23 protein-coding genes are annotated in these 23,946 nt (G+C 71.5%); 10 read left to right on the top strand and 13 right to left on the bottom strand.

Annotated elements, in window-relative coordinates:
* Nucleotides 1-42: 42 nt before the first annotated feature.
* Complete coding sequence (gene disA, locus ACZ7D7_RS31580; RefSeq protein ID WP_470828782.1) at nt 43-1,167, top strand: DNA integrity scanning diadenylate cyclase DisA; 1,125 nt, start codon at nt 43-45, stop codon at nt 1,165-1,167.
* 91 nt (nt 1,168-1,258) lie between these two features.
* On the opposite strand, the gene ACZ7D7_RS31575 is transcribed toward disA, so the two are convergent.
* Nucleotides 1,259-2,098 (bottom strand): hypothetical protein, encoded by an 840-nt coding sequence (locus tag ACZ7D7_RS31575; RefSeq protein ID WP_470828781.1) that lies wholly within the window; start codon nt 2,096-2,098, stop codon nt 1,259-1,261.
* Nucleotides 2,099-2,444: 346 nt separating this feature from the next.
* On the opposite strand from ACZ7D7_RS31575, the gene ACZ7D7_RS31570 reads away from it, so the two are divergent.
* The 5 genes from ACZ7D7_RS31570 to cseC all read left to right on the top strand — a co-directional run bounded on the left by ACZ7D7_RS31570 (nt 2,445) and on the right by cseC (nt 7,077).
* Entirely contained in the window at nt 2,445-3,410 is a 966-nt protein-coding gene (locus tag ACZ7D7_RS31570; protein ID WP_470828780.1) for an HhH-GPD family protein, read from the top strand.
* 217 nt (nt 3,411-3,627) lie between these two features.
* Nucleotides 3,628-4,167, top strand: a complete 540-nt coding sequence (locus ACZ7D7_RS31565; RefSeq protein ID WP_470828779.1) for a SigE family RNA polymerase sigma factor — start codon at nt 3,628-3,630, stop codon at nt 4,165-4,167.
* A complete protein-coding gene (locus tag ACZ7D7_RS31560; RefSeq protein WP_470828777.1) occupies nt 4,155-4,826 on the top strand; it encodes a hypothetical protein in 672 nt (223 codons plus the stop codon). The genes ACZ7D7_RS31565 and ACZ7D7_RS31560 overlap by 13 nt, the downstream gene beginning before the upstream one ends.
* A gap of 186 nt (nt 4,827-5,012) precedes the next feature.
* Nucleotides 5,013-5,714 carry a two-component system response regulator CseB gene (gene cseB, locus ACZ7D7_RS31555; protein WP_470828776.1) on the top strand — a complete coding sequence of 234 codons (702 nt, stop codon included), beginning with the start codon at nt 5,013-5,015 and terminating at the stop codon, nt 5,712-5,714.
* Between the two features lie 7 nt (nt 5,715-5,721).
* Complete coding sequence (cseC, locus tag ACZ7D7_RS31550; protein ID WP_470828775.1) at nt 5,722-7,077, top strand: two-component system sensor histidine kinase CseC; 1,356 nt, start codon at nt 5,722-5,724, stop codon at nt 7,075-7,077.
* A 36-nt stretch (nt 7,078-7,113) separates the two neighbouring features.
* On the opposite strand, the gene ACZ7D7_RS31545 is transcribed toward cseC, so the two are convergent.
* The 3 genes from ACZ7D7_RS31545 to ACZ7D7_RS31535 form a co-directional block, all read right to left on the bottom strand.
* A complete protein-coding gene (locus ACZ7D7_RS31545; protein WP_470828774.1) occupies nt 7,114-7,557 on the bottom strand; it encodes a VOC family protein in 444 nt (147 codons plus the stop codon).
* A gap of 70 nt (nt 7,558-7,627) precedes the next feature.
* On the bottom strand, nt 7,628-8,059 hold the full coding sequence (locus tag ACZ7D7_RS31540) for a helix-turn-helix transcriptional regulator (RefSeq protein WP_470828772.1): 432 nt from the start codon (nt 8,057-8,059) through the stop codon (nt 7,628-7,630).
* Nucleotides 8,060-8,181: 122 nt separating this feature from the next.
* Complete coding sequence (locus ACZ7D7_RS31535) at nt 8,182-9,741, bottom strand: MDR family MFS transporter (protein ID WP_470828771.1); 1,560 nt, start codon at nt 9,739-9,741, stop codon at nt 8,182-8,184.
* 133 nt (nt 9,742-9,874) lie between these two features.
* Between ACZ7D7_RS31535 and ACZ7D7_RS31530 the strand changes: the two genes are divergently transcribed.
* Nucleotides 9,875-10,522, top strand: a complete 648-nt coding sequence (locus tag ACZ7D7_RS31530) for a TetR/AcrR family transcriptional regulator (protein ID WP_470828769.1) — start codon at nt 9,875-9,877, stop codon at nt 10,520-10,522.
* Here ACZ7D7_RS31530 and ACZ7D7_RS31525 read toward each other — a convergent pair.
* A complete protein-coding gene (locus ACZ7D7_RS31525; RefSeq protein WP_470828768.1) occupies nt 10,519-11,241 on the bottom strand; it encodes a M23 family metallopeptidase in 723 nt (240 codons plus the stop codon). The two genes, ACZ7D7_RS31530 and ACZ7D7_RS31525, sit on opposite strands and share 4 nt — an antisense overlap.
* A gap of 375 nt (nt 11,242-11,616) precedes the next feature.
* Between ACZ7D7_RS31525 and ACZ7D7_RS31520 the strand changes: the two genes are divergently transcribed.
* Together ACZ7D7_RS31520 and ACZ7D7_RS31515 are read left to right on the top strand one after the other, a co-directional pair.
* Entirely contained in the window at nt 11,617-14,748 is a 3,132-nt protein-coding gene (locus ACZ7D7_RS31520) for an NACHT domain-containing protein (RefSeq protein ID WP_470828767.1), read from the top strand.
* A 139-nt stretch (nt 14,749-14,887) separates the two neighbouring features.
* Complete coding sequence (locus ACZ7D7_RS31515) at nt 14,888-15,529, top strand: HAD family acid phosphatase (protein ID WP_470828766.1); 642 nt, start codon at nt 14,888-14,890, stop codon at nt 15,527-15,529.
* A gap of 82 nt (nt 15,530-15,611) precedes the next feature.
* Here the strand turns inward: ACZ7D7_RS31515 and ACZ7D7_RS31510 are convergent, their stop codons facing one another.
* Nucleotides 15,612-18,137, bottom strand: coding sequence for an ATP-dependent Clp protease ATP-binding subunit (locus ACZ7D7_RS31510; protein WP_470828765.1), 2,526 nt, complete (start codon nt 18,135-18,137; stop codon nt 15,612-15,614).
* A 430-nt stretch (nt 18,138-18,567) separates the two neighbouring features.
* On the opposite strand from ACZ7D7_RS31510, the gene ACZ7D7_RS31505 reads away from it, so the two are divergent.
* Entirely contained in the window at nt 18,568-19,218 is a 651-nt protein-coding gene (locus ACZ7D7_RS31505) for an SCO3374 family protein (protein WP_470828763.1), read from the top strand.
* Nucleotides 19,219-19,227: 9 nt separating this feature from the next.
* On the opposite strand, the gene ACZ7D7_RS31500 is transcribed toward ACZ7D7_RS31505, so the two are convergent.
* From ACZ7D7_RS31500 to nadC, 7 genes are all read right to left on the bottom strand, one after another.
* Nucleotides 19,228-19,563 (bottom strand): histone-like nucleoid-structuring protein Lsr2, encoded by a 336-nt coding sequence (locus ACZ7D7_RS31500; protein ID WP_470828762.1) that lies wholly within the window; start codon nt 19,561-19,563, stop codon nt 19,228-19,230.
* Between the two features lie 222 nt (nt 19,564-19,785).
* Nucleotides 19,786-20,319: an amino-acid N-acetyltransferase gene (locus ACZ7D7_RS31495; RefSeq protein WP_470828761.1), complete on the bottom strand. Its 534-nt coding sequence runs from the start codon at nt 20,317-20,319 to the stop codon at nt 19,786-19,788.
* 9 nt (nt 20,320-20,328) lie between these two features.
* A complete protein-coding gene (locus ACZ7D7_RS31490; protein WP_470828759.1) occupies nt 20,329-20,664 on the bottom strand; it encodes a BlaI/MecI/CopY family transcriptional regulator in 336 nt (111 codons plus the stop codon).
* Between the two features lie 199 nt (nt 20,665-20,863).
* Nucleotides 20,864-21,043 (bottom strand): hypothetical protein, encoded by a 180-nt coding sequence (locus ACZ7D7_RS31485; RefSeq protein WP_470828758.1) that lies wholly within the window; start codon nt 21,041-21,043, stop codon nt 20,864-20,866.
* A 70-nt stretch (nt 21,044-21,113) separates the two neighbouring features.
* Nucleotides 21,114-21,872 carry a hypothetical protein gene (locus tag ACZ7D7_RS31480; RefSeq protein WP_470828812.1) on the bottom strand — a complete coding sequence of 253 codons (759 nt, stop codon included), beginning with the start codon at nt 21,870-21,872 and terminating at the stop codon, nt 21,114-21,116.
* A gap of 284 nt (nt 21,873-22,156) precedes the next feature.
* Nucleotides 22,157-22,954 carry a type III pantothenate kinase gene (locus ACZ7D7_RS31475; protein WP_470828757.1) on the bottom strand — a complete coding sequence of 266 codons (798 nt, stop codon included), beginning with the start codon at nt 22,952-22,954 and terminating at the stop codon, nt 22,157-22,159.
* A gap of 12 nt (nt 22,955-22,966) precedes the next feature.
* Entirely contained in the window at nt 22,967-23,944 is a 978-nt protein-coding gene (gene nadC, locus ACZ7D7_RS31470) for a carboxylating nicotinate-nucleotide diphosphorylase (RefSeq protein ID WP_470828756.1), read from the bottom strand.
* Nucleotides 23,945-23,946: the final 2 nt, after the last annotated feature.

Genomic DNA, 23,946 nt, shown 5'->3' with positions numbered 1-23,946 from the left:
GCGACACGGGAGCGCCCCAGAACCTGCGACCGGAGGAGTGCAGTGGCAGCCAACGACCGGGCCCCGGCTCCCGGAAAGTCCGGTGGGAGTGCCGGTTCCGATGGCCTGATGCGCGCCTCGCTGAGCGCCGTGGCTCCCGGCACGCCGCTGCGTGACGGCCTCGAGCGCGTGCTTCGCGGCAACACGGGCGGTCTCATCGTGCTCGGCTCGGACAAGACCGTGGAGTCGATGTGTACGGGCGGATTCGTCCTGGATGTCGAGTTCACGGCGACGCGGCTGCGCGAGCTGTGCAAGCTCGACGGCGGCATCGTGCTCTCGTCCGACCTGTCGAAGATCCTCCGGGCGGGCGTCCAGCTCCTCCCGGACCCGACGATCCCGACCGAGGAGACCGGCACCCGGCACCGCACGGCGGACCGCGTCTCCAAGCAGGTCGGCTTCCCGGTCGTGTCCGTCTCCCAGTCCATGCGCCTGATCGCCCTCTACGTCGACGGCCAGCGCCGCGTCCTGGAGGACTCCGCGGCCATCCTGTCCCGCGCCAACCAGGCCCTCGCGACCCTGGAGCGCTACAAGCTCCGCCTCGACGAGGTCGCGGGCACGCTGTCCGCGCTGGAGATCGAGGACCTGGTGACCGTCCGGGACGTGTCGGCGGTCGCGCAGCGCCTGGAGATGGTGCGCCGCATCGCCACGGAAATCGCCGAGTACGTGGTGGAGCTGGGCACCGACGGACGTCTCCTCGCCCTCCAGCTCGACGAGTTGATCGCGGGCGTCGAGCCCGAACGCGAACTCGTCGTCCGGGACTACGTCCCCGAGCCCACCGCCAAGCGCTCCCGCACGGTCGAGGAGGCCCTGGCCGAGCTGGACAAGCTCAGCCACGCGGAACTGCTCGAACTGTCCACGGTGGCCCGCGCCCTGGGCTACACCGGCTCCCCCGAGACGCTCGACTCGGCGGTCTCGCCGCGCGGCTTCCGCCTGCTGGCCAAGGTGCCCCGCCTGCCCGGCGCCATCATCGACCGCCTGGTGGAGCACTTCGGCGGCCTCCAGAAGCTGCTGGCCGCGAGCGTGGACGACCTCCAGACGGTGGACGGCGTGGGCGAGGCCCGGGCCCGCAGCGTCAGGGAGGGCCTGTCGAGGCTGGCGGAGTCGTCCATCCTGGAGCGGTACGTCTGACCGGACCGGGCCGTACGCGGACCTGTACGCGGACCCGTACGCGGACCCGGCGGGTCGACTGCTGGCCTCGCCGGTTTCCGGTCTCGTCGGCCTAGTCGGCCTCAAGCACGAACGACGTCTGCACCTTCGCGAAGCCCGGCGCCTTGGCCTCCACCAGATAGGTCCCGGCCTTGGCCGACCCCGCCGGAGGCGTCGCGCACTTCGGCGCGCTCGGCTCGCGCTCCCACTTCACGGTGTACGTGATGCCCTCCTTGGCCGGCACCCGGTACAGCCGGCTTCCGGCGTTCTTGGGGCAGTGGTCCGACGCCCAGAACGCGTCGTCGGCGGAAGCCTGAGTGACCGTCAGAACCGCGCTCCTGGGCCCGAGATCGATCTTGCAGTCGCTGCCGGAGATGTTCCGCGCGGCCAGCACGAAGGTCGGCGTCTGCCCGGGCTCGTAGGTGTTGCGGAGGCTGCGCAGGCTCAACTTCACCGCGCCCGGCGTGCAGTTGGGCAGCGAGGACCCGGCCGGAACCGTGTCGCCGGACCCCGTACCGACCCCGGTCCCGGAGCCGCCGCCGGAGCCTCCGGCACCGCCCGCGTCACCGGATCCGCCGTCGCCCGCCCCGGACCCGTCGCCAGAGCCGCTCCCGTCACCGGAACCGTCACCGTCTCCGTCGCCCGAGCCGCCGGTGTCCTCGCCCTCCGACTCGTCCCGCCCGCCCGGCGCCTGACTGATCGCCGGGCCGGAACTCGACGGTCCCGGAGTGATCGTGGGCGCGGGATTCTTGCCGTTGGCCCCGTTCTGACCGCCGTTGCCGCCCCCGCCGCCCGACGTGACGACCCAGGTGATCAGCAACGTCAACAGGGCGACGACGGACAGGAGTACGGCCCTCCGTCGCCAGTAGATGGAGGAGGGAAGCGGCCCGACCGGATTGCGCAGAGATCCCACGGCGCAAACTGTACGAGAGATCGAGGCGTTCACTGGCCCCACCCGCCGCCCCCGGCCACAACTTTTCCGGATCATCATCCTGCAAACGTTTCGGGTACGGCCCGCCCGCCGACCCCCGCTCGTCAGATACGGCCCGCCCACACCGGCGCGCGACCCCCACCCGCGGCACGCCGGCCCGCCGCCCAAGGGTCACGCACGGCATGCCCGCCACCGCCCGGCCACCACCCATGGCATGCCCGCCACCGCCCCCACCACGACGGTCCCGGCCCCCCTCGCCGCGCGAACCGCCCGCCCCGGTGCCCTTGCCCCCGTACGGACGGCTCCGCATGGCAGGATCGGAAGGGCCATGACTGCTCCCACGAAGCCCCCGCACGGCGGCACCGCCGAGACCGCGTCCGAGCGCACCGCCGGAGAGCCACCGCACTCTCCGCCACCGCACTCCCCGCCGCTGCACTCCCCCGTCATCGACTGGTTCGACGAGCACGCCCGCGACCTGCCGTGGCGGCGCCCGGAGGCCGGGGCCTGGGGGGTGATGGTCAGTGAGTTCATGCTCCAGCAGACGCCGGTGAACCGCGTCCTGCCCGTCTACGAGCAGTGGCTGTCGCGCTGGCCGCGCCCCGCCGACCTCGCCGCCGAAGCCCCCGGCGAGGCCGTCCGCGCCTGGGGCCGGCTCGGCTACCCGCGCCGCGCCCTGCGTCTGCACGGCGCGGCCGTCGCCATAGCGGAACGGCACGGCGGCGACGTACCGGCTGACCACGCCCAACTCCTCGCACTGCCCGGCATCGGCGAGTACACGGCGGCTGCCGTGGCGTCGTTCGCGTACGGGCAGCGGCACCCCGTGCTGGACACCAACGTCCGCCGGGTCCTCGCGCGCGCGGTCACCGGCGTGCAGTACCCGCCGAACGCGACGACCGCCGCCGAGCGCAGGCTCGCCCGGGAGCTGCTGCCCGAGGACGACGCCACCGCCGCCCGCTGGGCCGCCGCGTCCATGGAGCTCGGCGCGCTGGTGTGCACGGCCCGCAACGAGCAGTGCCACCGCTGCCCGATCGCCGCGCAGTGCGCCTGGCGGCTGGCCGGCAAGCCCGAGCACGACGGTCCGCCGCGCCGCGGCCAGACGTACGCCGGTACCGACCGCCAGGTGCGCGGCCGGCTGCTCGCGGTGCTCCGGGAGGCGCACGCGCCCGTGCCGCAGCAGGCCCTCGACCGCGTGTGGCACGAGCCGGTGCAGCGCGCCCGCGCGCTGGACGGCCTCGTCGCCGACGGCCTGGTCGAACCGCTGCCGGGCGGTCTGTACCGGCTCCCGCTCACGTGACCTGACGTTGACTCCGGCTCCGAAGCCGCGAATCCCCCATAGCCGCCCCACCCGGGCCCGCTCGGCGCCACTCCTCCGCCTCCGTTACACAACCGACGGACAGCCGCGCGTTTCCCGCAGGCTCCCCCGCACCGTGCCGTGACAAGCCGCCCGTAGCTTCTGTCCCGTTGCCCGGCGAACCCGGGACGACCACGGATCACAGGGGAGGCGGTTCACCATGGCGCAGGGCGAGGTGCTCGAGTTCGAGGAGTACGTCCGCACCCGGCAGGAAGCGCTGCTGCGCAGCGCCCGGCGCCTGGTCCCGGACCCGGTGGACGCCCAGGACCTGCTGCAGACGGCGCTGGCGCGGACGTACGGCAAGTGGGACGGCATCGCGGACAAGCGGCTCGCGGACGCCTACCTGCGCCGGGTCATGATCAACACCCGTACGGAGTGGTGGCGGGCGCGCAGACTGGAGGAGGTGCCCACCGAGCAGCTCCCGGACGCCTCCGTGGACGACTCCACCGAGCAGCACGCCGACCGTGCCCTGCTGATGGACGTGATGAAGGTGCTCGCGCCCAAGCAGCGCAGCGTGGTCGTGCTGCGACACTGGGAGCAGATGTCCACGGAGGAGACGGCCGCCGCCCTCGGCATGTCGGCCGGAACGGTCAAGAGCACGCTGCACCGGGCGCTCGCCCGGCTCCGTGAGGAGCTCCAGGCCCGCGAGCTGGACGCACGCGCGCTGGAGCGTGAGGAGCGGGAGCGTTGCGCGGCCTGACCTGTGCCGGTGATGGTGATGGCGCCTGTGCCACTCGGGCGCGGGGCGGTTTCAGGGCGGTGGGTGCGGCGGCGGCCGTGCTCACCGCCGTCGCTCTGTCCGTGTCCGGCTGCGCGGCCGGCGGCACCGGCGCCCGCGACGAGGGCCCGGCGCACGCCGACACCGTCTCGGGCGCCCCCGCCGTGCCGTCGGTGCGGCCGGTGCGGAGCCCCGACCGGGTGGACGCCGTGCGGCTGGTGAAGGACGATCCCCTGGTGTCGGCGGAGGTCAAGCGGGAGCTGAAGCCGTGCGTCGCCGACGAGTACCCCGTCGACGTGTCGTACGGCGAGCTGACCGACGGCCCCGCCGAGGACGTCGTCGTGAACGTCCTGACCTGCGGCGACGCGGTGGGGGTGGGGGCGTACGTGTACCGCTTGGAGGGCGGGGAGTACCGCAACGTGTTCCGGGCCGAGGAGCCGCCGGTGTACGCGGAGCTCGACCGGGGGGATCTGGTGGTGACGAAGCAGGTGTACGAGAAGGGCGACCCGGTGTCGAGTCCGTCGGGCGAGAACGTGATCACGTACCGGTGGGCGGCGGGGCGGTTCACGGAGCGCTTCCGCACGCACAACGACTACAGCAACGCGGTCGGCGGCGACGTGTCACCGGAACCGGCCGGCTGAGCGCGGGCCGACGCCGACCGGTCCCGGCGCGTGCCGATCCGGACCGGCGCGATCGGCGCAAGCCGACCGGGTCGGGCGTGAACCGATCGGGCGCGGTCGGACGATGAAGAGGTGAACGCGGACGCCGCACGACACGTCCGCACAAGTGAGAACGCCAGCTGCGACACGAGGACTGAGAGCACCGGGATGGCAGACCAGACCCACGTCCTGTTCGTCGAGGACGACGACGTCATCCGCGAGGCGACCCAACTCGCCCTGGAGCGGGACGGCTTCGCGGTGACAGCGATGCCCGACGGCCTGTCCGGCCTGGAGGCCTTCCGGTCGAGACGGCCCGACATCGCCCTGCTGGACGTCATGGTCCCCGGCCTGGACGGCGTCAGCCTGTGCCGCCGCATCCGCGACGAGTCCACGGTGCCGGTGATCATGCTGTCCGCGCGGGCCGACTCCATCGACGTGGTGCTGGGCCTGGAGGCGGGCGCCGACGACTACGTGACGAAGCCGTTCGACGGCGCGGTCCTGGTCGCCCGCATCCGCGCGGTGCTGCGCCGCTTCGGACACGCGAGCGGCGACCGGTCGGAGGCTCCCGCGTCCGACGACAGCGGCGGCGTGCTGAGCTTCGGCGACCTCGTGGTCGACACCGACGGCATGGAGGTGCTGCGCGCCGGGCAGCCGGTCGCGCTCACGCCGACCGAGATGCGGCTGCTGCTGGAATTCTCCTCCGCGCCGGGCACGGTGCTCTCCCGGGACAAGCTCCTGGAGCGCGTGTGGGACTACGGCTGGGGCGGTGACACCCGCGTCGTCGACGTCCACGTGCAGCGGCTGCGCACGAAGATCGGCCAGGACCGCATCGAGACGGTCCGCGGCTTCGGCTACAAGCTGAAGGCCTGAGCGGACCATGGGGCGGGGGTTTCCGGGTCGCCCGGCCACCGGAGTCATGGGTCGCGCGGGCATCCGTACGGGCCTGCGGTGGAAGCTGAGCGCGGCCATCGCCCTGGTCGGCGCGCTGGTGGCGGTCGCGCTGAGCCTGGTCGTGCACAACGCGGCCCGGGTCTCCATGCTGGACAACGCGCGCGACCTCGCGGACGAACGCATCATGATCGCCCAGCGCAACTACGAGCTGTCCCAGCGGCCCAACTTCCCGAACGTGAAGCTCGACGACCCGGACCTGCCGGCGGAGCTGCGCAAGAAGGTGGCCGCGGGGCGCCGGGCGACGTACGTTTCCGACCGGGCCGGAGGGCCGCCGGACATCTGGGCGGCGGTGCCGCTCAAGGACGGGCGCGTGATGTCGCTGCACACCGGCTTCACCGACCGCAGCACGGACATCCTCAAGGACCTCGACCAGGCCCTGGTGATCGGCTCCATCGCGGTGGTCCTCGGCGGCAGCGCGCTCGGGGTGCTGATCGGCGGGCATCTGTCGCGCCGGCTGCGGAAGGCGGCGGCCGCGGCCAACGAGGTCGCCCGGGGCGAGCCCGACGTGCGCGTGCGGGACGCCATCGGCGGCGTCGTGCGGGACGAGACCGACGACCTGGCGAGCGCGGTGGACGCGATGGCGGACGCGCTCCAGCAGCGCCTGGAGGCCGAGCGCCGCGTGACGGCCGACATCGCGCACGAGCTGCGCACCCCGGTGACCGGGCTGCTCACGGCGGCCGAGCTGCTGCCGCCCGGCCGGCCGACGGAGCTGGTGCTGGACCGCGCCAAGGCGATGCGCACGCTCGTCGAGGACGTGCTGGAGGTGGCCCGGCTGGACGGCGCCTCTGAGCGGGCCGAGCTCCAGGACGTCATGCTCGGCGAGTTCGTGAGCCGCCGCGTCGCCGTGAAGGACCCGAAGGCGACGGTGCGGGTGGTGCACGAGTCGGAGGTGACGACCGACCCGCGCCGCCTGGAGCGCGTGCTGTTCAACCTGCTGGCCAACGCGGCACGGCACGGCGAGCCGCCCATCGAGGTCACCGTCGAGGGCCGGGTGATCCGGGTCCGCGACCACGGCCCCGGTTTCCCCCCGGACCTGCTGGCGGAGGGCCCGAGCCGGTTCCGCACCGGCAGCAAGGACCGCGCCGGGCGCGGCCACGGCCTCGGCCTGACCATCGCGGCCGGCCAGGCCAGGGTGCTCGGCGCCAGGCTGACCTTCCGCAACGTCCGCCCGGCCGGCGCCCCGGAGCACATACCGGCCGAGGGGGCGGTCGCGGTGCTGTGGCTGCCGGAGCACGCGCCGACGAACACGGGCAGCTACCCGATGCTGCCGTCCGGCCAGTGACCGGCCGGCCCTGACCGCCCCCGCAGGCGCAGGCGGTCAGCAGGCCCAGTCCTTGGTGGTGTCGAGGCCGCCCTCGCGGGGCTGCGTGAAGGAGAACCAGTTCCCGGAGTCGTCGCGGAACAGTGCCTCCACGCCGTAGGGCCGCTCCTGCGGCTCCTGGAGGAACTCGACGCCACGGTCCTTGAGCTTCTGGTAGTCGCCGTGGATGTCGTCGGTGGTCAGCACGCCCGCGCCGAGTACGCCCTTCGCCACGAGCTTCTCGACCATCTCGGCGGACTCGGGGTCCATGCCGCTGCCCGGCACCATCAGCGTCAGTTCGACGTCGGGCTGGCTGGGGGCGCCGACGGTGAGCCAGCGCATGCCGCCGTCACCCATCGTCATGTCGGTGCGGACCTCCAGGCCGAGCTTCTCGGTGTAGAACTCCTTGGCCCGGTCCTGGTCGAGGACCCAGACGGTCGAGATCTTGAGTCCCTTGATCATGGGGCTGCTCCTGTCTGCGGTGGGAGTGCGGGGCGAATGCCCGACACCGTCACCGTAGGACCGGGTGCCGTCAGTCCGCTTCTTCAGAATTGCGCTGCCCCCGGCCGGGTCCGGAGCGGAAGCCGCCGGCCCAGAGCATCGCGTAGCAGCCGGGGATCAGGGCGGCCCCGCGGCCCACGTGCTTCGCGCGGTACTCGCTCGGGGTGAGGCCGGTCCACGCCTTGAACCGGGCGGAGAACGCGCCGAGGCTGCTGAAGCCGACGAGGGTGCAGATCTCGGTCACCGAGAGGTCGGCGGTGCGCAGCAGGTCCTCGGCCCGTTCGATACGGCGGTGGGTCAGGTACTGGCCGGGGGTCTCGCCGTAGACCTCCTTGAAGGCCCGCAGGAAGTGGTACCGCGAGTACCCGGCGTGTGCGGCCACGGCGTCGAGGTCGAGCCCCGGATCGGCCCAGTCCCGGTCCATGGCGTCCTTGGCCAGCCGCAACTGCCGCGTCTTGTCCATCCACCGATGGTGGCACGGGGGTCCGACAACGCCGGGGCGTCTACGCGGCGCCGGACGGGCCGACAACGCCGGGGCCCCTGTCTACGCGGCGCCGGACGGGCCGACAACGCCGGGGCCCCTGTCTACGCGGCGCCGGACGGGACGTCCTCCGCCGGCTTCGGTCCGGCCCCCTTGAGGGGCACCTCCTTGACGAACACCGCCGCCGCCAGCGACAGCACGGCCACGACCGCGCCCAGCAGGAAGGCCGCGTGCGTGCCGTCGGACACCGCGTACTGGTAGGCCTCCCGCGCGGCCTCGGGCAGCTTGGCGAGGCTCGCCGCGTCGAGCTGCGCGGACTGCTCGGTGACACCGCTGCCCAGCGCGCCGCCCCGCTCGGCCATGGCCTCCTGGACGCGGCTGTTGAACAGCGCGCCCATGATCGCGACGCCGAAGGAGGAGCCGAGGGTGCGGAAGAGCGTGGTGGACGAGGACGCGACGCCCATGTCCTTCATCTCGACGCTGTTCTGCGCGACCAGCATGGTGATCTGCATCAGGCAGCCCATGCCGAGGCCGACCACGGCCATGAAGACGCCGGAGGTGAACCGGCTGGTGCCGGTGTCCATGGTCGACAGCAGGTACAGCCCGACGACCATCAGGGCGCTGCCGGCGACGGGGAAGACCTTGTAGCGGCCGGTGTTCGTGGTGACGCGGCCGGCGACCATCGACGTGACGAGCATCGCGCCGAGCATCGGCAGGAGCAGCAGCCCGGAGTTGGTCGCGGACGCGCCCTGCACCGACTGCTGGTAGAGCGGCAGGAACAGCGTGGCGCCGAACATCACGAAGCCGGTGATGAAGCCGATGAGGGACATCAGCGTGAAGTTGCGGCTGCGGAAGATGTGCAGCGGCACGACCGGCTCGGCGGCCCGGGTCTGCCAGAACACGAACCCGACGAGCGCGGCGACGCCGATGCCGATGAGCTCCATGATCCGCGCGGACGTCCACGCGTACTCCGTGCCGCCCCAGGTGGTGACGAGGACGATCGCGGTGATGCCGACGGTCAGCAGCGCGGCGCCGAGGTAGTCGACGCGTGCCGTGGACCGTTTCTTCGGCAGGTGCAGGACGGCGCCCACGGCGGCGAGCGCGACCGCGCCGAGCGGCAGGTTGATGTAGAAGGCCCAGCGCCAGCCCCAGTGGTCGGTGATGGTGCCGCCGACGAGCGGCCCGCCGATCATCGCCAGTGCCATGACGCCGGCCATCATGCCCTGGTACTTGCCGCGTTCCCGGGGAGGTATCAGGTCGCCGATGATCGCCATGACGCCGACCATCAGACCGCCGGCGCCCAGGCCCTGCACCGCGCGGAAGCCGATGAGCTGGCCCATGTCCTGGGCCATGCCGCTGAGCGCGGAACCGATCAGGAAGAGCACGATCGAGGACAGGAAGGTGCCCTTGCGGCCGTACATGTCGCCGATCTTGCCCCAGATCGGGGTGGAGGCGGCGGTGGCGAGGGTGTAGGAGGTGACGACCCAGGACAGGTGCTCCAGGCCGCCGAGTTCGCCCACGATCGTCGGCATGGCGGTACCGATGATCATGTTGTCGAGCATCGCGAGCATCATCGCGATCATGAGCGCGAGCAGGACGACCCGCACGCTTCTGGGTTGCTTGCCGGTTTCCACCCCCGGCGCGGGTACCGCTGTGACCGCCATTGCTACCGCTCCCCCACTTCCCCTACTTACTTGCCGCCCGGCTAGTTGTCTACACTGGGGAAAGTAGACGCGTAGCTAGCCGGTCGTCAAGTAAGTTTCCGGTGGGCGCGGGTAAGAGGAGGATGGGCGCACCATGGACGGCACCAAGCAGCGGCGCCGCGGGGACACCCGCCAGCGCATCCAGGACGTGGCCCTCGGACTCTTCGCCGAACAGGGCTACGAGAAGACGTCACTGCGCGAGATCGCCGAGCGTCTCGGGGTCACGAAGGCCGCGCTCTACTACCACTTCAAGACCAAGGAAGAGATCCTGGTCAGCATCTTCGAGGACCTCTCCAGGCCGATCGAGGAGCTCATCGAGTGGGGCGCCGGGCAGCCGAAGACCCTGGAGACCAAGCGGGAGATCGTCCGCCGCTACAGCGAGGCGCTGGCGAGCGCCGCGCCCCTGTTCCGCTTCATGCAGGAGAACCAGGCGACGGTACGGGAACTGCGCATCGGCGAGACCTTCAAGCGCCGCATGCTGGACCTGCGGGACATCCTGATCGACCCGGAAACCGGCCTGACCGACCAAGTCCGCTACGCGAGCGCCCTGTTCACGATGCACGCCGGGCTGTTCGCCCTCCAGGACGTCGAAGTCGACCCCGAGGACAAGCGCTTGGCCGTCCTCCAGGTCGCCACGGAACTGGTCACCCGGGCCCACGAGGGAACCGTGGGCGCCGGGGGCGTCAAGAGTGCCGGGGGTGCCGGGGGCGTCAAGAGTGCCGGGGGCACCGAACGCCCTTAGAGGCGCACACCCTTGGACCGCAGGAAGGCGGCCGGGTCGACGGCCGAGCCGTAGTTCGGGCTCGTCCGGATCTCGAAGTGCAGGTGCGGACCGCTGGAGTTGCCGGTGTTGCCGGAGCGGGCGATGTGCTGGCCCGTCTTCACGATCTGGCCGACCCGCACGTCGACGCGCGACAGGTGCGCGTACTGGGAGTACGTGCCGTTGCCGTGCTTGATGACGACGGCGTTGCCGTAGGCGGGACCATCACCGGCGCCGTTGCCGCCGGCCTTGACGACGGTGCCGCCGTGGGCGGCCATCACGTTCGTGCCGGTCGGCACGGCGTAGTCCTGGCCGGAGTGCTTCTGCGTCCACATGCCGCCGGCCTGGGCGAACTTGGCGCTCAGCCGGTACTTCTTCACCGGGTCGACCCAGGAAGCCTTCTTCTTCTTGGCCGCGGCGGCGGCCTTCTTCTTGGCCTCGGCGGCGGCCTTCTGCTGGGCGGCGGCCGCGGCCTTCGCCTTGGCGGCCTTGTCGGCCTTGGCCTTCGCGGCCTTGGCCTGGGCGGCCGCCTGCGCCTCGACGGCACTGGCGGCGGAGGACGAAGCGGCGGCCGTGGTGTCGGCGGCGGCCGCGACCCCGACTCCCAGCACGACCGAGGCTCCCAGGCCGGTGGCCAGGACGGCGGCGCGGGTGCGGAGCAGGGACGTACGGAAGTTGCGGGGCGTGACGCGCTGGGACATCGAAACCTCATGGGGACGGGAGCAAGGAAAACACCCGGCGCACAGAACGCCGGATGGCCATCCCTTGGTAACCCGAACCCCCACGAACCCCCAAAGGTGTGACCTACGACGCCAGCTAGTACGTAAGCCCGAAAGACCTCGTCCATTGACAGAGGCCCCTTGAAGCCTCAATTCGGCCAAGATGGCCAAGTCGGACCCACCCCTCGGGAGGGAATGTCCTTTTTGCCCTTCGGGAGTTTTCCACTAAGCCTGCTAGTAACGGACAAAAGGCCTGTGCGGCATGTCACCGCTGACCGAGATCGAAAGACTCCGGAATGTGACCGGCGCTACGCTGACCAGCCGCGACAGCGACAAAACGGGGAGGGGCACGGCGAGATGGAACCGGCCGCGGGAATCAGGCTTGCGTCGAGCGTCGTCGGCCCTCTCGTCAGAAAGCTGTTCGTCACGGAAGGGCCCGGCGCCGGACTGGTCGACAAGCCCGTACGCATAGCGGGCTACGTCTCCTTCCGGGGCGAGAAGCGCACGCTGACGGAGCCCGACCTGCACCGGCTCGCCGCCAAGCTGGTCCTCCAGGCCCTGCGCGGCGGCGGTGAGCGCCCCGTGGCCGAGGACGAGGAACAGGCCGTGGTCCGCGCCCTCGCCGACACCCTGTTCGCGCTCGGCGAGCTCACCATGACGGACGTCCAGGCCGTGGAGCTGGGCCACGAGGCCCTGGCCGCCGCCCTGCGTGCCGCGAGCGGCCATCCGGAGCGGCACCTGTCCCTCGACGCGAGCCTCTTCTACCGCGGCCTCCTCGACACCGCCTGCCTGCACATCCTGCACTTCTTCACGCAGCGCTCCACCTTCGTGCCCCGCACCCTGGTCGAGCAGACCCGGCGCCAGCACGAACTGGTCGGCAAGGTCGACGAGCTCATCGCCCGCACCCCGCTGCCCGGCGGCACCGACGCCGCCTTCGAGCGCCGTTACCTGCCGTACGTCGCCACCCGGCACGGTCACCTCACCATCTACGGCATCGACCTCGTCAACTCCCCCGACCGCTGGCCCCTGGACGCCGCCTACCTCAGCCTCCAGGCCCTCGGCCCCGACGAGCACGACCACGCCACCGGCCCCGGCGGGCCGCACACCGCCGCGCCCACGCCCCGGCCCGCCGAGCAGGCCCTCGCCGAGCACGACCGGGTGCTGCTGCGCGGCGTCGCCGGCTCCGGCAAGACCACGCTCGTGCAGTGGCTCGCGGTGACCGCGGCCCGCGGCGAACGCGGCGACCGCGTCCCCTTCGTGCTGCCCCTGCGCACACTGGTCCGGCGCCCCGACGGCCTCCCGGCGCCGGACGCCTTCCTGGCCGCCGTACGCGTCCCGTTCCACGCGGCCCAGCCGGCCGGCTGGGCGGACCGGGTGCTGTCCGACGGGCGCGGGCTGCTCCTGGTGGACGGCGTCGACGAGATCCCCGACCGGGACCGCGAGCGCACCCGCCGCTGGCTGCGCGAGCTGCTCGACGTGTACCCCGGCAACCAGTGGCTGGTCACCTCCCGCCCCTCCGCCGTACGGGAGGACTGGCTCGCCCCCGACGGCTTCACCGAACTCGCCCTCACCCCGATGAGCCGCGACGACGTGGCCGCGTTCATCGCCCGCTGGCACGCCGCCGCCCGCGCCGGCGCGACCGGTCCCGACGCCGAGCGGCTGGCGGGCTACGAGCGCTCCCTGCTCGACGCCGTCGGCACCAAACCCGACCTCGGCCGCCTCGCTACCAACCCCCTGATGTGCGGCCTGATCTGCGCCCTGCACCGCGACCGGCGCGGCTATCTCCCGCACGGCCGCCAGGAACTGTACGACGCCGCCCTGTCGATGCTGCTGGCGCGGCGCGACGAGGAGCGGGACATGTTCCCGCAGGGCGCGGCCGGCGGCGTCCACCTCACCGAACTCCCGCAGATCCAGCTGCTCCAGCGCCTCGCGTACTGGCTCATCCGCAACAACCAGTCCGAGATGGACCGGGACCGCGCGGTGCGCATCGTGGCCGACGTGCTGCCGTCGCTGCCGGCCGCCGCCGCGCAGGGCGACGCCGAGCGGATCCTCGGACATCTCCTGGTCCGCAGCGGCCTGCTGCGCGAACCCAGCGTCGGCACGGTCGAGTTCGTGCACCGCACCTTCCAGGACTACCTGGGCGCCAAGGCGGCCGTCGAGGACGGCGACTTCGGGCTGCTGGTGCGGGGCGCGGCGGATGAGCAGTGGGCCGACGTGTTCCGGATGGCCGTCGCCCACGCCCGCCCGCGCGAACGCGCCGAACTCCTCGGCGCCCTCACGGAGTCGGCGGCGCGCCTCGAAGAACCGGCCGCCACGCGCGTACGGCTGCTCGCCCTGGCCTCCCTGGAACACGCCACCCAGCTCGACCCGGCCGTGCGCGCCGCCGTCGAGCGGAACGCCGCCTCCCTCATCCCGCCGCGCGGCGTCGAGGAGGCCCGCGCCCTCGCCTCCGTGGGCCCGCTCGCCCTGGAACTGCTGCCCGGACCCGAGGGCCTCGGCGACGAGGAGGCGCGGGCCGTCGTCGTCACCGCCTCGCTCATCGGCACGGACGCCGCCCTGCCCGTCCTCGCGCGCTACCGCTCCCACCTGGCCCTGGACGTGCGCGCCCAGCTCACCTGGACCTGGAACCGCTTCCCGACCCGCCGCTACGGCGAGGACGTCGTCGCCCACCTGCACGAGGACGGCCTGTTCTTCACCGCCCACTCCGGCGAACAGGTGCGTTTCCTGGGGGAGTTGGGCGGCAGGAGCAGAGTCCAGCTGGCCGGTGACATCGATCCGGCCGACATCGCCGCCGGGCTCGTCCCCGACCGGCTGACCGAACTCGTCGTCCGGGGCAACGAGCGGCTGACCGGCCTGGAGTGGCTGCGGCCGCTGCACCGGCTCACGTACTTCGACCTCAGCCGCTCCCCCCTGGTCCGCGACCTCACCCCGCTCACGCACCTGCCGCTGACCTGGCTGTCCCTGGATTCCGTGCCGGGCCTGCACGACCCGGACCGGCTGTCCGTGCTCGGCCGGTGCGCCACGCTGAGCCGGCTCGACCTCGGGCTCGCCCTCCAGGGCGACTCACTCGACGAGGCGCTCCCCGTCGAACTGCCGCTGCGTTACCTGCGGCTCGCCAAGAACGCGGTGGTGCACACCGGCCTGCGCGGCCTGCACCGGTTCGCGTCCCTGCGGCAGCTCAGCCTCGCGAGCCTCTTCGCGGAGCTGACCCCGGGGGACTACGAGGAGATCGCCCGGCTGCCCGAGCTGACGGACCTGCGCATCGAATGGGACGCCGTCGGCTGGCACGGCCCCCCGCTGCCCGGCATCACCGGCCTGCGGCTCAACCGGCTCCACGGCACGGAGGACTTGAGCCGGATCCCGGCGCTGTTCCCGAACGTCCGTGAGATCACCGTCGTCCCCGCACCGGAGACGGACACCCTGCCGGACGAGCTCCTCGCCGCGCTGCCCGTCACCCCAACGGTCAAAAGGATCCGCCGAGTTGTGTGACGGGTTGTGTGACGCGTTGTGTGACGCACACCTCTAGCCACCTACCGTCCGGTAACCCTACGGTTCCTCCCGCGCCACCCTCACCCATGAGCATGCCCCTGACACCGGCAGCGACCCGACGTGAGAGGAACCCCCCACCATGACCCGCACCGTCAGCAGACGCGCCTGGACGCACCGCCTCGCCGGCACCGCCGTGGCCACCGCCGCCCTCGTCGCCCTGGCCGCCCCCGCCGAGGCGGCCACCGGCACCGCCCCGACCACCGCGACGGCCACCGCCGCCGCGGCCGACGTCGACTACGCCACCTGGCAGAAGGACGTCCAGGCCGTGATGAACACGGCGATGCCCTACCTCAAGCAGCGCATCGCCGCCCCGCGGCCGGGCGAGAAGCAGGCCGTCGTCCTCGACATCGACAACACCGCCCTGGAGACCGACTTCGGCTTCAGCTACCCGCAGCCCGCCAACAAGCCGGTCCTGGAGGCCGCCAAGTACGCCCAGGACCGCGGCGTCGCCGTCTTCTTCGTCACGGCCCGCCCCGGCATCATCTACTCGGTCACCGACTACAACCTGAAGTACACCGGCTACAAGGTCTCCGGCCTGTACGTCCGCGGCTTCTTCGACCTCTTCAAGAACGTCGCCGACTACAAGACGGCCCAGCGCGCCGACATCGAGTCGAAGGGCTACACGATCATCGCGAACATCGGCAACAGCGCCACCGACCTGTCGGGCGGCCACGCCGAGAAGACGTTCAAGCTGCCGGACTACAACGGCCAGCTCTCCTGAATCCAGCAGAAAAAGGGGGCTGCCCCGGAACCCTTGGTTCCGGGGCAGCCCCCTTTTCTCCTGCTCAAGCCGAGCGCAGCGGCTACGCGTCCTTGCTCAGGTTCGGCCCGGCACCGCCGGCCGCCTGCTCGATCGGCGGGACGTCGGGCAGCGCCGACTTCTCCTCGCCGCGGAACGTGAAGGTCTCGGCGTCGCCCTCGCCCTCGGTGTCCACGACCACGATGTGACCGGGGCGCAGCTCACCGAAGAGGATCTTCTCCGACAGCGAGTCCTCGACCTCGCGCTGGATCGTGCGACGCAGCGGACGCGCGCCCAGCACCGGGTCGTAACCCTTCTTGGCCAGCAGCTCCTTGGCGGACTGGGAGAGCTCGATGCCCATGTCCCGGTCCTTCAGGCGCTCGTCCACCTTGCCGATCATCAGGTCGACGATCCGCAGGATGTCGCCCTGGGTCAGCTGCGGGAAGACCACCACGTCGTCGACGCGGTTGAGGAACTCGGGCCGGAAGTGCTGCTTCAGCTCGTCCGAGACCTTGTTCTTCATGCGCTCGTAGTTGGTCTTCGTGTCACCCGCGGCGGCGAAGCCCAGGTTGAAGCCCTTGGAGATGTCCCGGGTGCCGAGGTTGGTCGTCATGATGATGACCGTGTTCTTGAAGTCCACGACCCGGCCCTGGGAGTCGGTCAGCCGACCGTCCTCCAGGATCTGCAGCAGCGAGTTGAAGATGTCCGGGTGGGCCTTCTCGACCTCGTCGAAGAGGACCACCGAGAACGGCTTGCGCCGCACCTTCTCCGTCAGCTGGCCGCCCTCTTCGTAGCCCACGTAGCCGGGGGGCGAACCGAAGAGACGCGAGACCGTGTGCTTCTCGCTGAACTCCGACATGTCGAGGGAGATCAGCGCGTCCTCGTCACCGAACAGGAACTCGGCGAGCGCCTTGGACAGCTCCGTCTTACCGACACCGGACGGGCCGGCGAAGATGAAGGAGCCACCCGGACGCTTCGGGTCCTTGAGCCCGGCGCGCGTACGGCGGATCGCCTTGGACAGCGCCTTGACGGCGTCGTCCTGGCCGATGACCCGCTTGTGCAGCTCGTCCTCCATGCGGAGCAGACGGCTGGACTCCTCCTCGGTCAGCTTGAAGACCGGGATGCCGGTGGCCGTCGCGAGGACCTCGGCGATCAGGTCGCCGTCGACCTCGGCGACGACGTCCATGTCGCCGGCCTTCCACTCCTTCTCCCGCTTGGCCTTCGCGGCGAGGAGCTGCTTCTCCTTGTCGCGCAGGGAGGCGGCCTTCTCGAAGTCCTGCGAGTCGATCGCGGACTCCTTGTCGCGGCGGACGCCGGCGATCTTCTCGTCGAACTCGCGCAGGTCCGGCGGCGCGGTCATCCGGCGGATACGCATCCGGGAGCCGGCCTCGTCGATCAGGTCGATCGCCTTGTCCGGCAGGAAGCGGTCCGAGATGTACCGGTCGGCCAGCGTGGCGGCCTGGACCAGCGCCTCGTCGGTGATCGAGACGCGGTGGTGCGCCTCGTACCGGTCGCGCAGACCCTTGAGGATCTCGATCGTGTGCGGCAGGGACGGCTCGGCGACCTGGATCGGCTGGAAGCGGCGCTCGAGGGCCGCGTCCTTCTCCAGGTGCTTGCGGTACTCGTCCAGCGTGGTCGCACCGATGGTCTGGAGCTCACCGCGGGCCAGCATCGGCTTCAGGATCGAAGCCGCGTCGATGGCGCCCTCGGCGGCACCCGCACCGACCAGCGTGTGCAGCTCGTCGATGAACAGGATGATGTCGCCGCGGGTGCGGATCTCCTTGAGCACCTTCTTCAGGCGCTCCTCGAAGTCACCGCGGTAGCGGGAGCCGGCGACCAGGGCGCCGAGGTCCAGGGTGTAGAGGTGCTTGTCCTTGAGGGTCTCGGGCACCTCGCCCTTGACGATGGCCTGGGCGAGGCCCTCGACGACGGCGGTCTTGCCGACGCCGGGCTCACCGATCAGGACCGGGTTGTTCTTCGTACGGCGGGACAGCACCTGCATGACCCGCTCGATCTCCTTCTCGCGCCCGATGACCGGGTCGAGCTTGGACTCACGAGCGGCCTGGGTGAGGTTCCGGCCGAACTGGTCGAGGACCAGGGACGTGGAGGGCGTGCCCTCGGCAGGACCGCCGGCGGTGGCGGTCTCCTTGCCCTGGTAACCGGAGAGCAGCTGGATCACCTGCTGCCGCACGCGGTTCAGATCTGCGCCCAGCTTGACCAGGACCTGGGCGGCGACGCCCTCGCCCTCGCGGATCAGGCCGAGCAGGATGTGCTCCGTGCCGATGTAGTTGTGGCCGAGCTGAAGCGCCTCGCGGAGCGACAGCTCCAGCACCTTCTTGGCACGGGGGGTGAAGGGGATGTGGCCCGACGGCGCCTGCTGCCCCTGGCCGATGATCTCCTCCACCTGCTGGCGGACCGCCTCGAGCGAAATCCCGAGGCTCTCAAGGGCCTTGGCGGCGACACCCTCACCCTCGTGGATCAGGCCCAGGAGGATGTGCTCGGTGCCGATGTAGTTGTGGTTGAGCATCCGGGCTTCTTCCTGAGCCAGGACGACAACCCGCCGCGCGCGGTCGGTGAACCTCTCGAACATCGTTAATCGCTCCTCAGAGCGGTCAGGCAGTGGGGGGAACTTCCCCTCCCTGTCCTTCCGCAGCTTAGTCCCGCAAGCGGGGACCGCTCATTCCAACTGCCGACACCGTCCTTGGCCTCCTGACCCCGAACGCCGACATGTGCTCCAACCCGATGGTGCGAGACGATGTTCCCGCAGGCCAGGCAGTTACCCCCATCGCCAGTACGCCGATGGCGAACGTGAGACGTCCTGTCCTGCGTGTCGCCCCCTCCCACTAGGGATGTCTTACCCGCCCGGACCGACAGTCCATGCCGCGCGCACCGGTTCCCTCCGCTACGGGCGAACAACCTTGCGCCTCCCCACAGCCCCACGAGCCCCCTTGTTCGACACGCTGCGCACACGTCGTGACACCCAGCGTAACTCGCGAGCCCTCGGGGCGGTTGCTCCTGACATGGTCGATCCCGCAGCCGTGCCACCGCCCCGCCGGCCACTCGAACAGAGCGGGCGGGGCGCGGGAACGCGAACGGACCGTGACCGCCGGGACGCGGGGGTCCGGCACTGGTACGAGAACGAACTGGGGTGGCCCACAGTGCCCGGCTCCCCCGTACGGCTCGCCGTGGGCGTCCGCTTCGACGTGCTGGACGTTCCCGCGGAGGCGGGCCGGGCGGCGCTGCGGCGCCTGGCGCCGGGCTCTCCGGTGGCCCTGCGGGGCGACCGGATGCGGCTGCTCGTGGCGGCGGGCTGCGCGGAGGAACTGCCCGGGCTGCTGGAGTGGCTGGAGTGGGGCGGGCTGGCGCTCGACCTGTCGGCGCTCGGAGCGGGCGCGGTCATGACCGCGCCGCCGCCTCCGGGGCCCGCCACCGGTGCCGGGGGTGCCACGGGTGCCGGGGCCGGTGGTTCGCAGGGGGCCGCCGTGTGGGTGCGGCCCCCCGAGCCCGGGTGCGAGGTCGAGGCCTCGCTGCCGACACTGTCGGCGCTGGGGGGCGGCGGGGGCGCCCCCGATCTCGTGCGGCTGGTCGACACGGTGGCAGCGCAGTGCCACCGGGTCCGGCTGCGGCGCGCGTGCACCCGGCCGTCTGCCTGGTGTGCGAAGGGTCGGTAAGGCCGTCGATCAGCCGTTGGCCTTCTCGTAGGCCTCGCGAATGGACGCGGGAACGCGGCCGCGGTCGTTCACCTCGTAGCCGTTCTCCTTCGCCCACGCGCGGATGGCCGCGGTGTCCTGGCTGCCGCCGGAAGAGGCACGGGACTTTCCGCGCCCGCCCGAAGCACGGCCCCCGGTACGGCGACCGCCCTTGACGTAAGGCTCGAGAAGGCCACGGAGCTTGTCCGCATTGGCAGTGGTGAGATCGATCTCGTACGTCTTGCCGTCCAACGCGAACGTGACGGTCTCGTCCGCCTCGCCACCGTCGAGGTCGTCGACAAGAAGGACCTGAACCTTCTGTGCCACCGGATTTCCTTTCATCGATAACTTCAGGACCGGGGGTGTCGGCATCCGCCGTATCGCCGTCCCCTGTTATATGCAGTACTGCAGTACGTCGGAAAGCAAACCGCTTTTGCCGGAAAAACACAAACCCCTGGGAGAGACTCACGGGCCGGGGCACGTCCGGAAACATGCGCGTTTCGGACATAGGGCACCGGGGCAGCTTCCCGTCGCGTCAATCGCCGACGATCACAGATGGAGAAGCATCCTGCTGTTGCCCAAGGTGTTCGGTTTCACTCGTTCGAGTCCGAGGAACTCCGCGACGCCCTCGTCATAGGAACGCAGGAGCTCCGCGTAGACATCGGTGTCGACCGGCGTCTCACCGATCTCGACGAAGCCGTGCTTGCCGAAGAACTCCACTTCGAAGGTCAGACAGAAAACGCGGCGAACGCCGAGCCAGCGGGCGGTCTCCAGCAACTTCCCCAGCAACTGATGGCCGACGCCGGCGCCCTTGAGGCCCGGCTTCACGGCGAGAGTGCGGACTTCCGCGAGGTCTTCCCACATCACGTGCAGGGCGCCGCAGCCGACCACCTCGGCGTTGTCGTCGCGTTCCGCCACCCAGAACTCCTGGATGTCCTCGTAAAGCGTCACCGTCGCTTTGTCGAGCAGGATGCGGTCACGGACGTAGACGTCAAGGAGACGGCGCACCGCCGGGACATCGCTGGTTCGGGCCCGCCGGACGGTGATGGCTTTTGCGGTGACTTCGGGGCTGTCTGCTGACATGAGCGGACGCTATCGCCCGACGTCGTCCGATGCGGAGCCGGGGTTCTCGTCGGGGTTCTGGACGATGCGCAAGGCGTCCCGGAGGGCCTGGCGCTGTTCGTCGCTCATCATCGCGAAGAAGGCGACGAGAGCGGCGGCGGGGTTGTCGCTCTGCGACCACGCCTCGTTCATCAGAGCCGCGGAGTACGCGGCCCGCGTGGAGACCGCCTCATATCGATAGGCCCGGCCTTCCGCCTCGCGGCGCACCCAGCCCTTCTGATGGAGATTGTCCAAAACGGTCATCACGGTGGTGTACGCGATCGAGCGCTCCTGCTGGAGATCTTCCAGGACTTCTCGAACGGTCACCGGGCGGTTCCACTTCCACACCCGCGTCATGACCGCGTCTTCGAGTTCTCCCAATGGGCGAGGCACTCTCAGCACAATAGTGGGAGATCGCGGCGATGGCGTGCCGAACGTGCGCTTTGCCGACAAACAGAACAAAAAGGGCGCGCGGCCCGAGAGGGGCGAGCCGGCGGCGAGCCGGGGCCAGGGCCGGAGCCGGGGGTCAGGCGTCCTTGGAGGCGGCGGGGCCGCCGGCCGCCTCGGCGCGGGCGAGCGCGGCGTCGACCGCCGCGTCCTCCTTGGTCTTGTTGGCGCCGCCCTGGGTCTTGACGATCACGCGGATCAGACCGATGAAGAACACGGCCATGACGACCGGGGGCAGCAGCGCGGAGACGTAGTCCATGGATCCAGGGTAGCCACGGTCGCGGGGTGGTCCGGGAGCGGGGCGGTCGCCGCCGCCCCCGGACCCGCGGTCAGCCGGCGGCCAGCTGCTGCGGCGGGTTCGCCGGGGGCGGGGTGGGCTTGCGACGCGGGAAGACCTCGCCCGGGGTGGGGATGGGCCGGCCGGGCCTGGGGGTGCCGGGGTCGGGAGCGGCCGGGGCGGGCTTCGGGGCCGCCGGCTTCTCGGCGGGCTTCTTGGCGGGCTCCTGGGCGTCGTCCTGACTCGTGGCGACGGCGACGGCCGGGGCCGGGGCGGGGCCGACGGGCGGAGCCTGCGGGGCGGCGGTCCGTCCGCTCTCCGCCGTGGCGCTCTCCGGGCGGGGCTGGGACAGCCCGCCGGGAATGGCGTGCAGACGGGTGCGGGAGGCGGGCACGACCGCGTCGGAGGCGTCGGCAGCGGCGCCCTCGGCGTCCGCCGCGCGGGCGGCGAGGCGGGCCCGTACGTCCTGCTCGGCGAGGCTCTCGCAGTGGGCGAGGAGGGCGGCCGCGGTGGGGTTGCCGCGCAGGGCGCGCAGGGCGGCGAGGTCGTCGGGGTTCGGGCGGTAGCCGGAGCCCAGGGCCTCCTCCAGGAGGGCGAGGTAGCCGACGGCGGTGCCGGGGAGGGCGGCGCGGTACCGGGCGAGGTCGGCCACCAGGAAGGCGCGCAGCCTGACGCCCTCCCGCATCGCCTCGTCGAGCGAATCGGCGAGCCGGAGGCAGTCCTTGACGTCCTCGGCCGAGGCGGGGGTGGGGTGAACGGCGAGAGCGAGGGCGCGGCGGAGCACACGCAGCTCCTCCACACCGAACGCCATGCCGCCGCGGGATCCGTATGGCGTGGGCATGCTGCGACAATACGCGCTAATCAGACAAACCGGGCGACCGACGCCGGTGTGGCGATCCCTCACTCCCCCAGATGCTGCTCACCGCCGGCCGCGGGCACCGTCCCAGCCGCGGGCAGTCGCGCCGCAGGACGGCACGGGTGGGCGCGGCGGCACCTCACGACGCCGGGCCGCGTGAACGCCGTGAGGCCCACCGCAGCGCCGGGTCACGACCGACCCACCTGCCACCGGCCCACCTGCCCCGGCCGGCGGAGCAGTCACATGCGCGCCACGTTCCGCTCGTACACCAGCCGCAGCCCGATCAACGTCAGCCACGGTTCGTGTTCGTCGATCACCGTCGACTCCCCCAGCACCATCGGCGCAAGCCCGCCCGTCGCGATCACCGTCACGTCGTCCGGGTCGTCGGACAGCTCCCGCACCATGCGGCTCACGACCCCGTCGACCTGCCCGGCGAAGCCGTAGATGATGCCGGCCTGCATCGCCTCCACGGTGTTCTTGCCGATCACGCTGCGCGGCCGGGCCACCTCGATCTTGCGCAGCTGCGCGCCCTTCACGCCGAGCGCCTCGACGGAGATCTCGATGCCGGGCGCGATGACGCCGCCGATGTACTCCCCGCGCGCGGACACCGCGTCGAACGTCGTCGCCGTACCGAAGTCGACGACGATCGCGGGACCGCCGTAGAGGTCGACCGCCGCGACCGCGTTGATGATGCGGTCCGCGCCGACCTCCTTGGGGTTGTCGGTGAGGATCGGCACGCCCGTCTTGACGCCCGGTTCCACCAGGACCGCGGGGACGTCGCCGTAGTAGCGGCGGGTGACCTCGCGCAGCTCGTGCAGCACCGACGGCACGGTCGCGCAGATGGCGATGCCGTCGATGCCGTCGCCCAGCTCGTCGCCGAGCAGGGGGTGCATGCCCATCAGGCCCTGCAGCAGCACCGCCAGCTCGTCGGCGGTGCGGCGCGCGTCCGTGGAGATCCGCCAGTGTTCGACGATGTCGTCGCCGTCGAACAGGCCCAGGACGGTGTGCGTGTTTCCCACGTCGATCGTCAGCAGCACGGCCGTCTCCCCCTACTCCGCCGCTCGCAGGTCCAGGCCGATGTCCAGGATCGGGGAGCTGTGCGTGAGCGCGCCCACCGCCAGGTAGTCGACGCCGGTGTCCGCGTACGCCTTCGCGTTGGCCAGGGTCAGGCGGCCCGACGCCTCCAGCTTGGCGCGGCCGTCGACGAGGGCCACCGCCTCCTCGCACTCGCCGGGCGTGAAGTTGTCCAGCAGGATCAGGTCCGCGCCCGCGTCCAGGACCTCGCGCAGCTGGTGCAGGGTGTCGACCTCGACCTCGATCGGCACGTCCGGGAAGCGTTCGCGCACCGCCTGGAAGGCCTGCGCGACGCCACCCGCGGCGACCACGTGGTTGTCCTTGACCAGGGCCGCGTCGGACAGGGACATGCGGTGGTTCGCGCCCCCGCCGCAGCGGACCGCGAACTTCTCCAGCGAGCGCAGGCCCGGCGTCGTCTTGCGGGTGTCGCGGACCTTCGCCTTGGTGTCCGCGAGGACGTCCGCCCACGCGCGCGTGGCCGTCGCGATGCCCGACAGGCGGCACAGCAGGTTCAGCGCGCTGCGCTCGGCGGTGAGGAGGTCGCGGGTGAGGGTCGTGACGGACAGGAGCTTCTGGCCGGCCTCGACGCGGTCGCCGTCCTCGACGTGGCGCTCCACCTCGAACTCGTCCGTGCAGACGATCGACATCACCGCCTCGGCGACCCTGAGGCCCGCGACCACGCCGGCCTCCCGCGCGGTGAAGTCGGCGGTGGCCACCGCGTCCTCGGGGATGGTCGCCACGGTCGTCACGTCGACGCCGTGCGCGAGGTCCTCCTGGATGGCGACGTTGGCGATGTCCTCGACCTCCACGGGGTCGAGTCCGGCCTCGGTCAGGAGCTGGGCGAGCGCCGGGTCGAGCCCGCACTCCAGGTACTCCTCGCCGGTGCCGGCACCGCAGGCACAGCCGTCACCGCAGCCGTCGGACGGGGCGAGGGGAAGGTCGGGTGAGGTCACTG

Source organism: Streptomyces sp. NPDC037054, from assembly GCF_055606745.1.
This window is presented reverse-complemented; position numbering and strand designations above follow the sequence as displayed.

Bases quoted from the DNA above. Each gene is read 5' to 3' on its own strand.
- ACZ7D7_RS31540 (WP_470828772.1), bottom strand. From the start codon at position 8,059: ATGGACAAGACGCGGCAGTTGCGGCTGGCCAAGGACGCCATGGACCGG.
- cseB (WP_470828776.1), top strand. From the start codon at position 5,013: ATGGCAGACCAGACCCACGTCCTGTTCGTCGAGGACGACGACGTCATC.
- ACZ7D7_RS31505 (WP_470828763.1), top strand. From the start codon at position 18,568: ATGGTCGATCCCGCAGCCGTGCCACCGCCCCGCCGGCCACTCGAACAG.
- ACZ7D7_RS31565 (WP_470828779.1), top strand. From the start codon at position 3,628: ATGGCGCAGGGCGAGGTGCTCGAGTTCGAGGAGTACGTCCGCACCCGG.
- cseC (WP_470828775.1), top strand. From the start codon at position 5,722: ATGGGGCGGGGGTTTCCGGGTCGCCCGGCCACCGGAGTCATGGGTCGC.
- ACZ7D7_RS31515 (WP_470828766.1), top strand. From the start codon at position 14,888: ATGACCCGCACCGTCAGCAGACGCGCCTGGACGCACCGCCTCGCCGGC.
- ACZ7D7_RS31530 (WP_470828769.1), top strand. From the start codon at position 9,875: ATGGACGGCACCAAGCAGCGGCGCCGCGGGGACACCCGCCAGCGCATC.
- ACZ7D7_RS31545 (WP_470828774.1), bottom strand. From the start codon at position 7,557: ATGATCAAGGGACTCAAGATCTCGACCGTCTGGGTCCTCGACCAGGAC.
- ACZ7D7_RS31570 (WP_470828780.1), top strand. From the start codon at position 2,445: ATGACTGCTCCCACGAAGCCCCCGCACGGCGGCACCGCCGAGACCGCG.
- ACZ7D7_RS31510 (WP_470828765.1), bottom strand. From the start codon at position 18,137: ATGTTCGAGAGGTTCACCGACCGCGCGCGGCGGGTTGTCGTCCTGGCT.
- ACZ7D7_RS31520 (WP_470828767.1), top strand. From the start codon at position 11,617: ATGGAACCGGCCGCGGGAATCAGGCTTGCGTCGAGCGTCGTCGGCCCT.
- ACZ7D7_RS31535 (WP_470828771.1), bottom strand. From the start codon at position 9,741: ATGGCGGTCACAGCGGTACCCGCGCCGGGGGTGGAAACCGGCAAGCAA.
- ACZ7D7_RS31495 (WP_470828761.1), bottom strand. From the start codon at position 20,319: ATGTCAGCAGACAGCCCCGAAGTCACCGCAAAAGCCATCACCGTCCGG.
- ACZ7D7_RS31480 (WP_470828812.1), bottom strand. From the start codon at position 21,872: ATGGCGTTCGGTGTGGAGGAGCTGCGTGTGCTCCGCCGCGCCCTCGCT.
- ACZ7D7_RS31525 (WP_470828768.1), bottom strand. From the start codon at position 11,241: ATGTCCCAGCGCGTCACGCCCCGCAACTTCCGTACGTCCCTGCTCCGC.
- ACZ7D7_RS31485 (WP_470828758.1), bottom strand. From the start codon at position 21,043: ATGGACTACGTCTCCGCGCTGCTGCCCCCGGTCGTCATGGCCGTGTTC.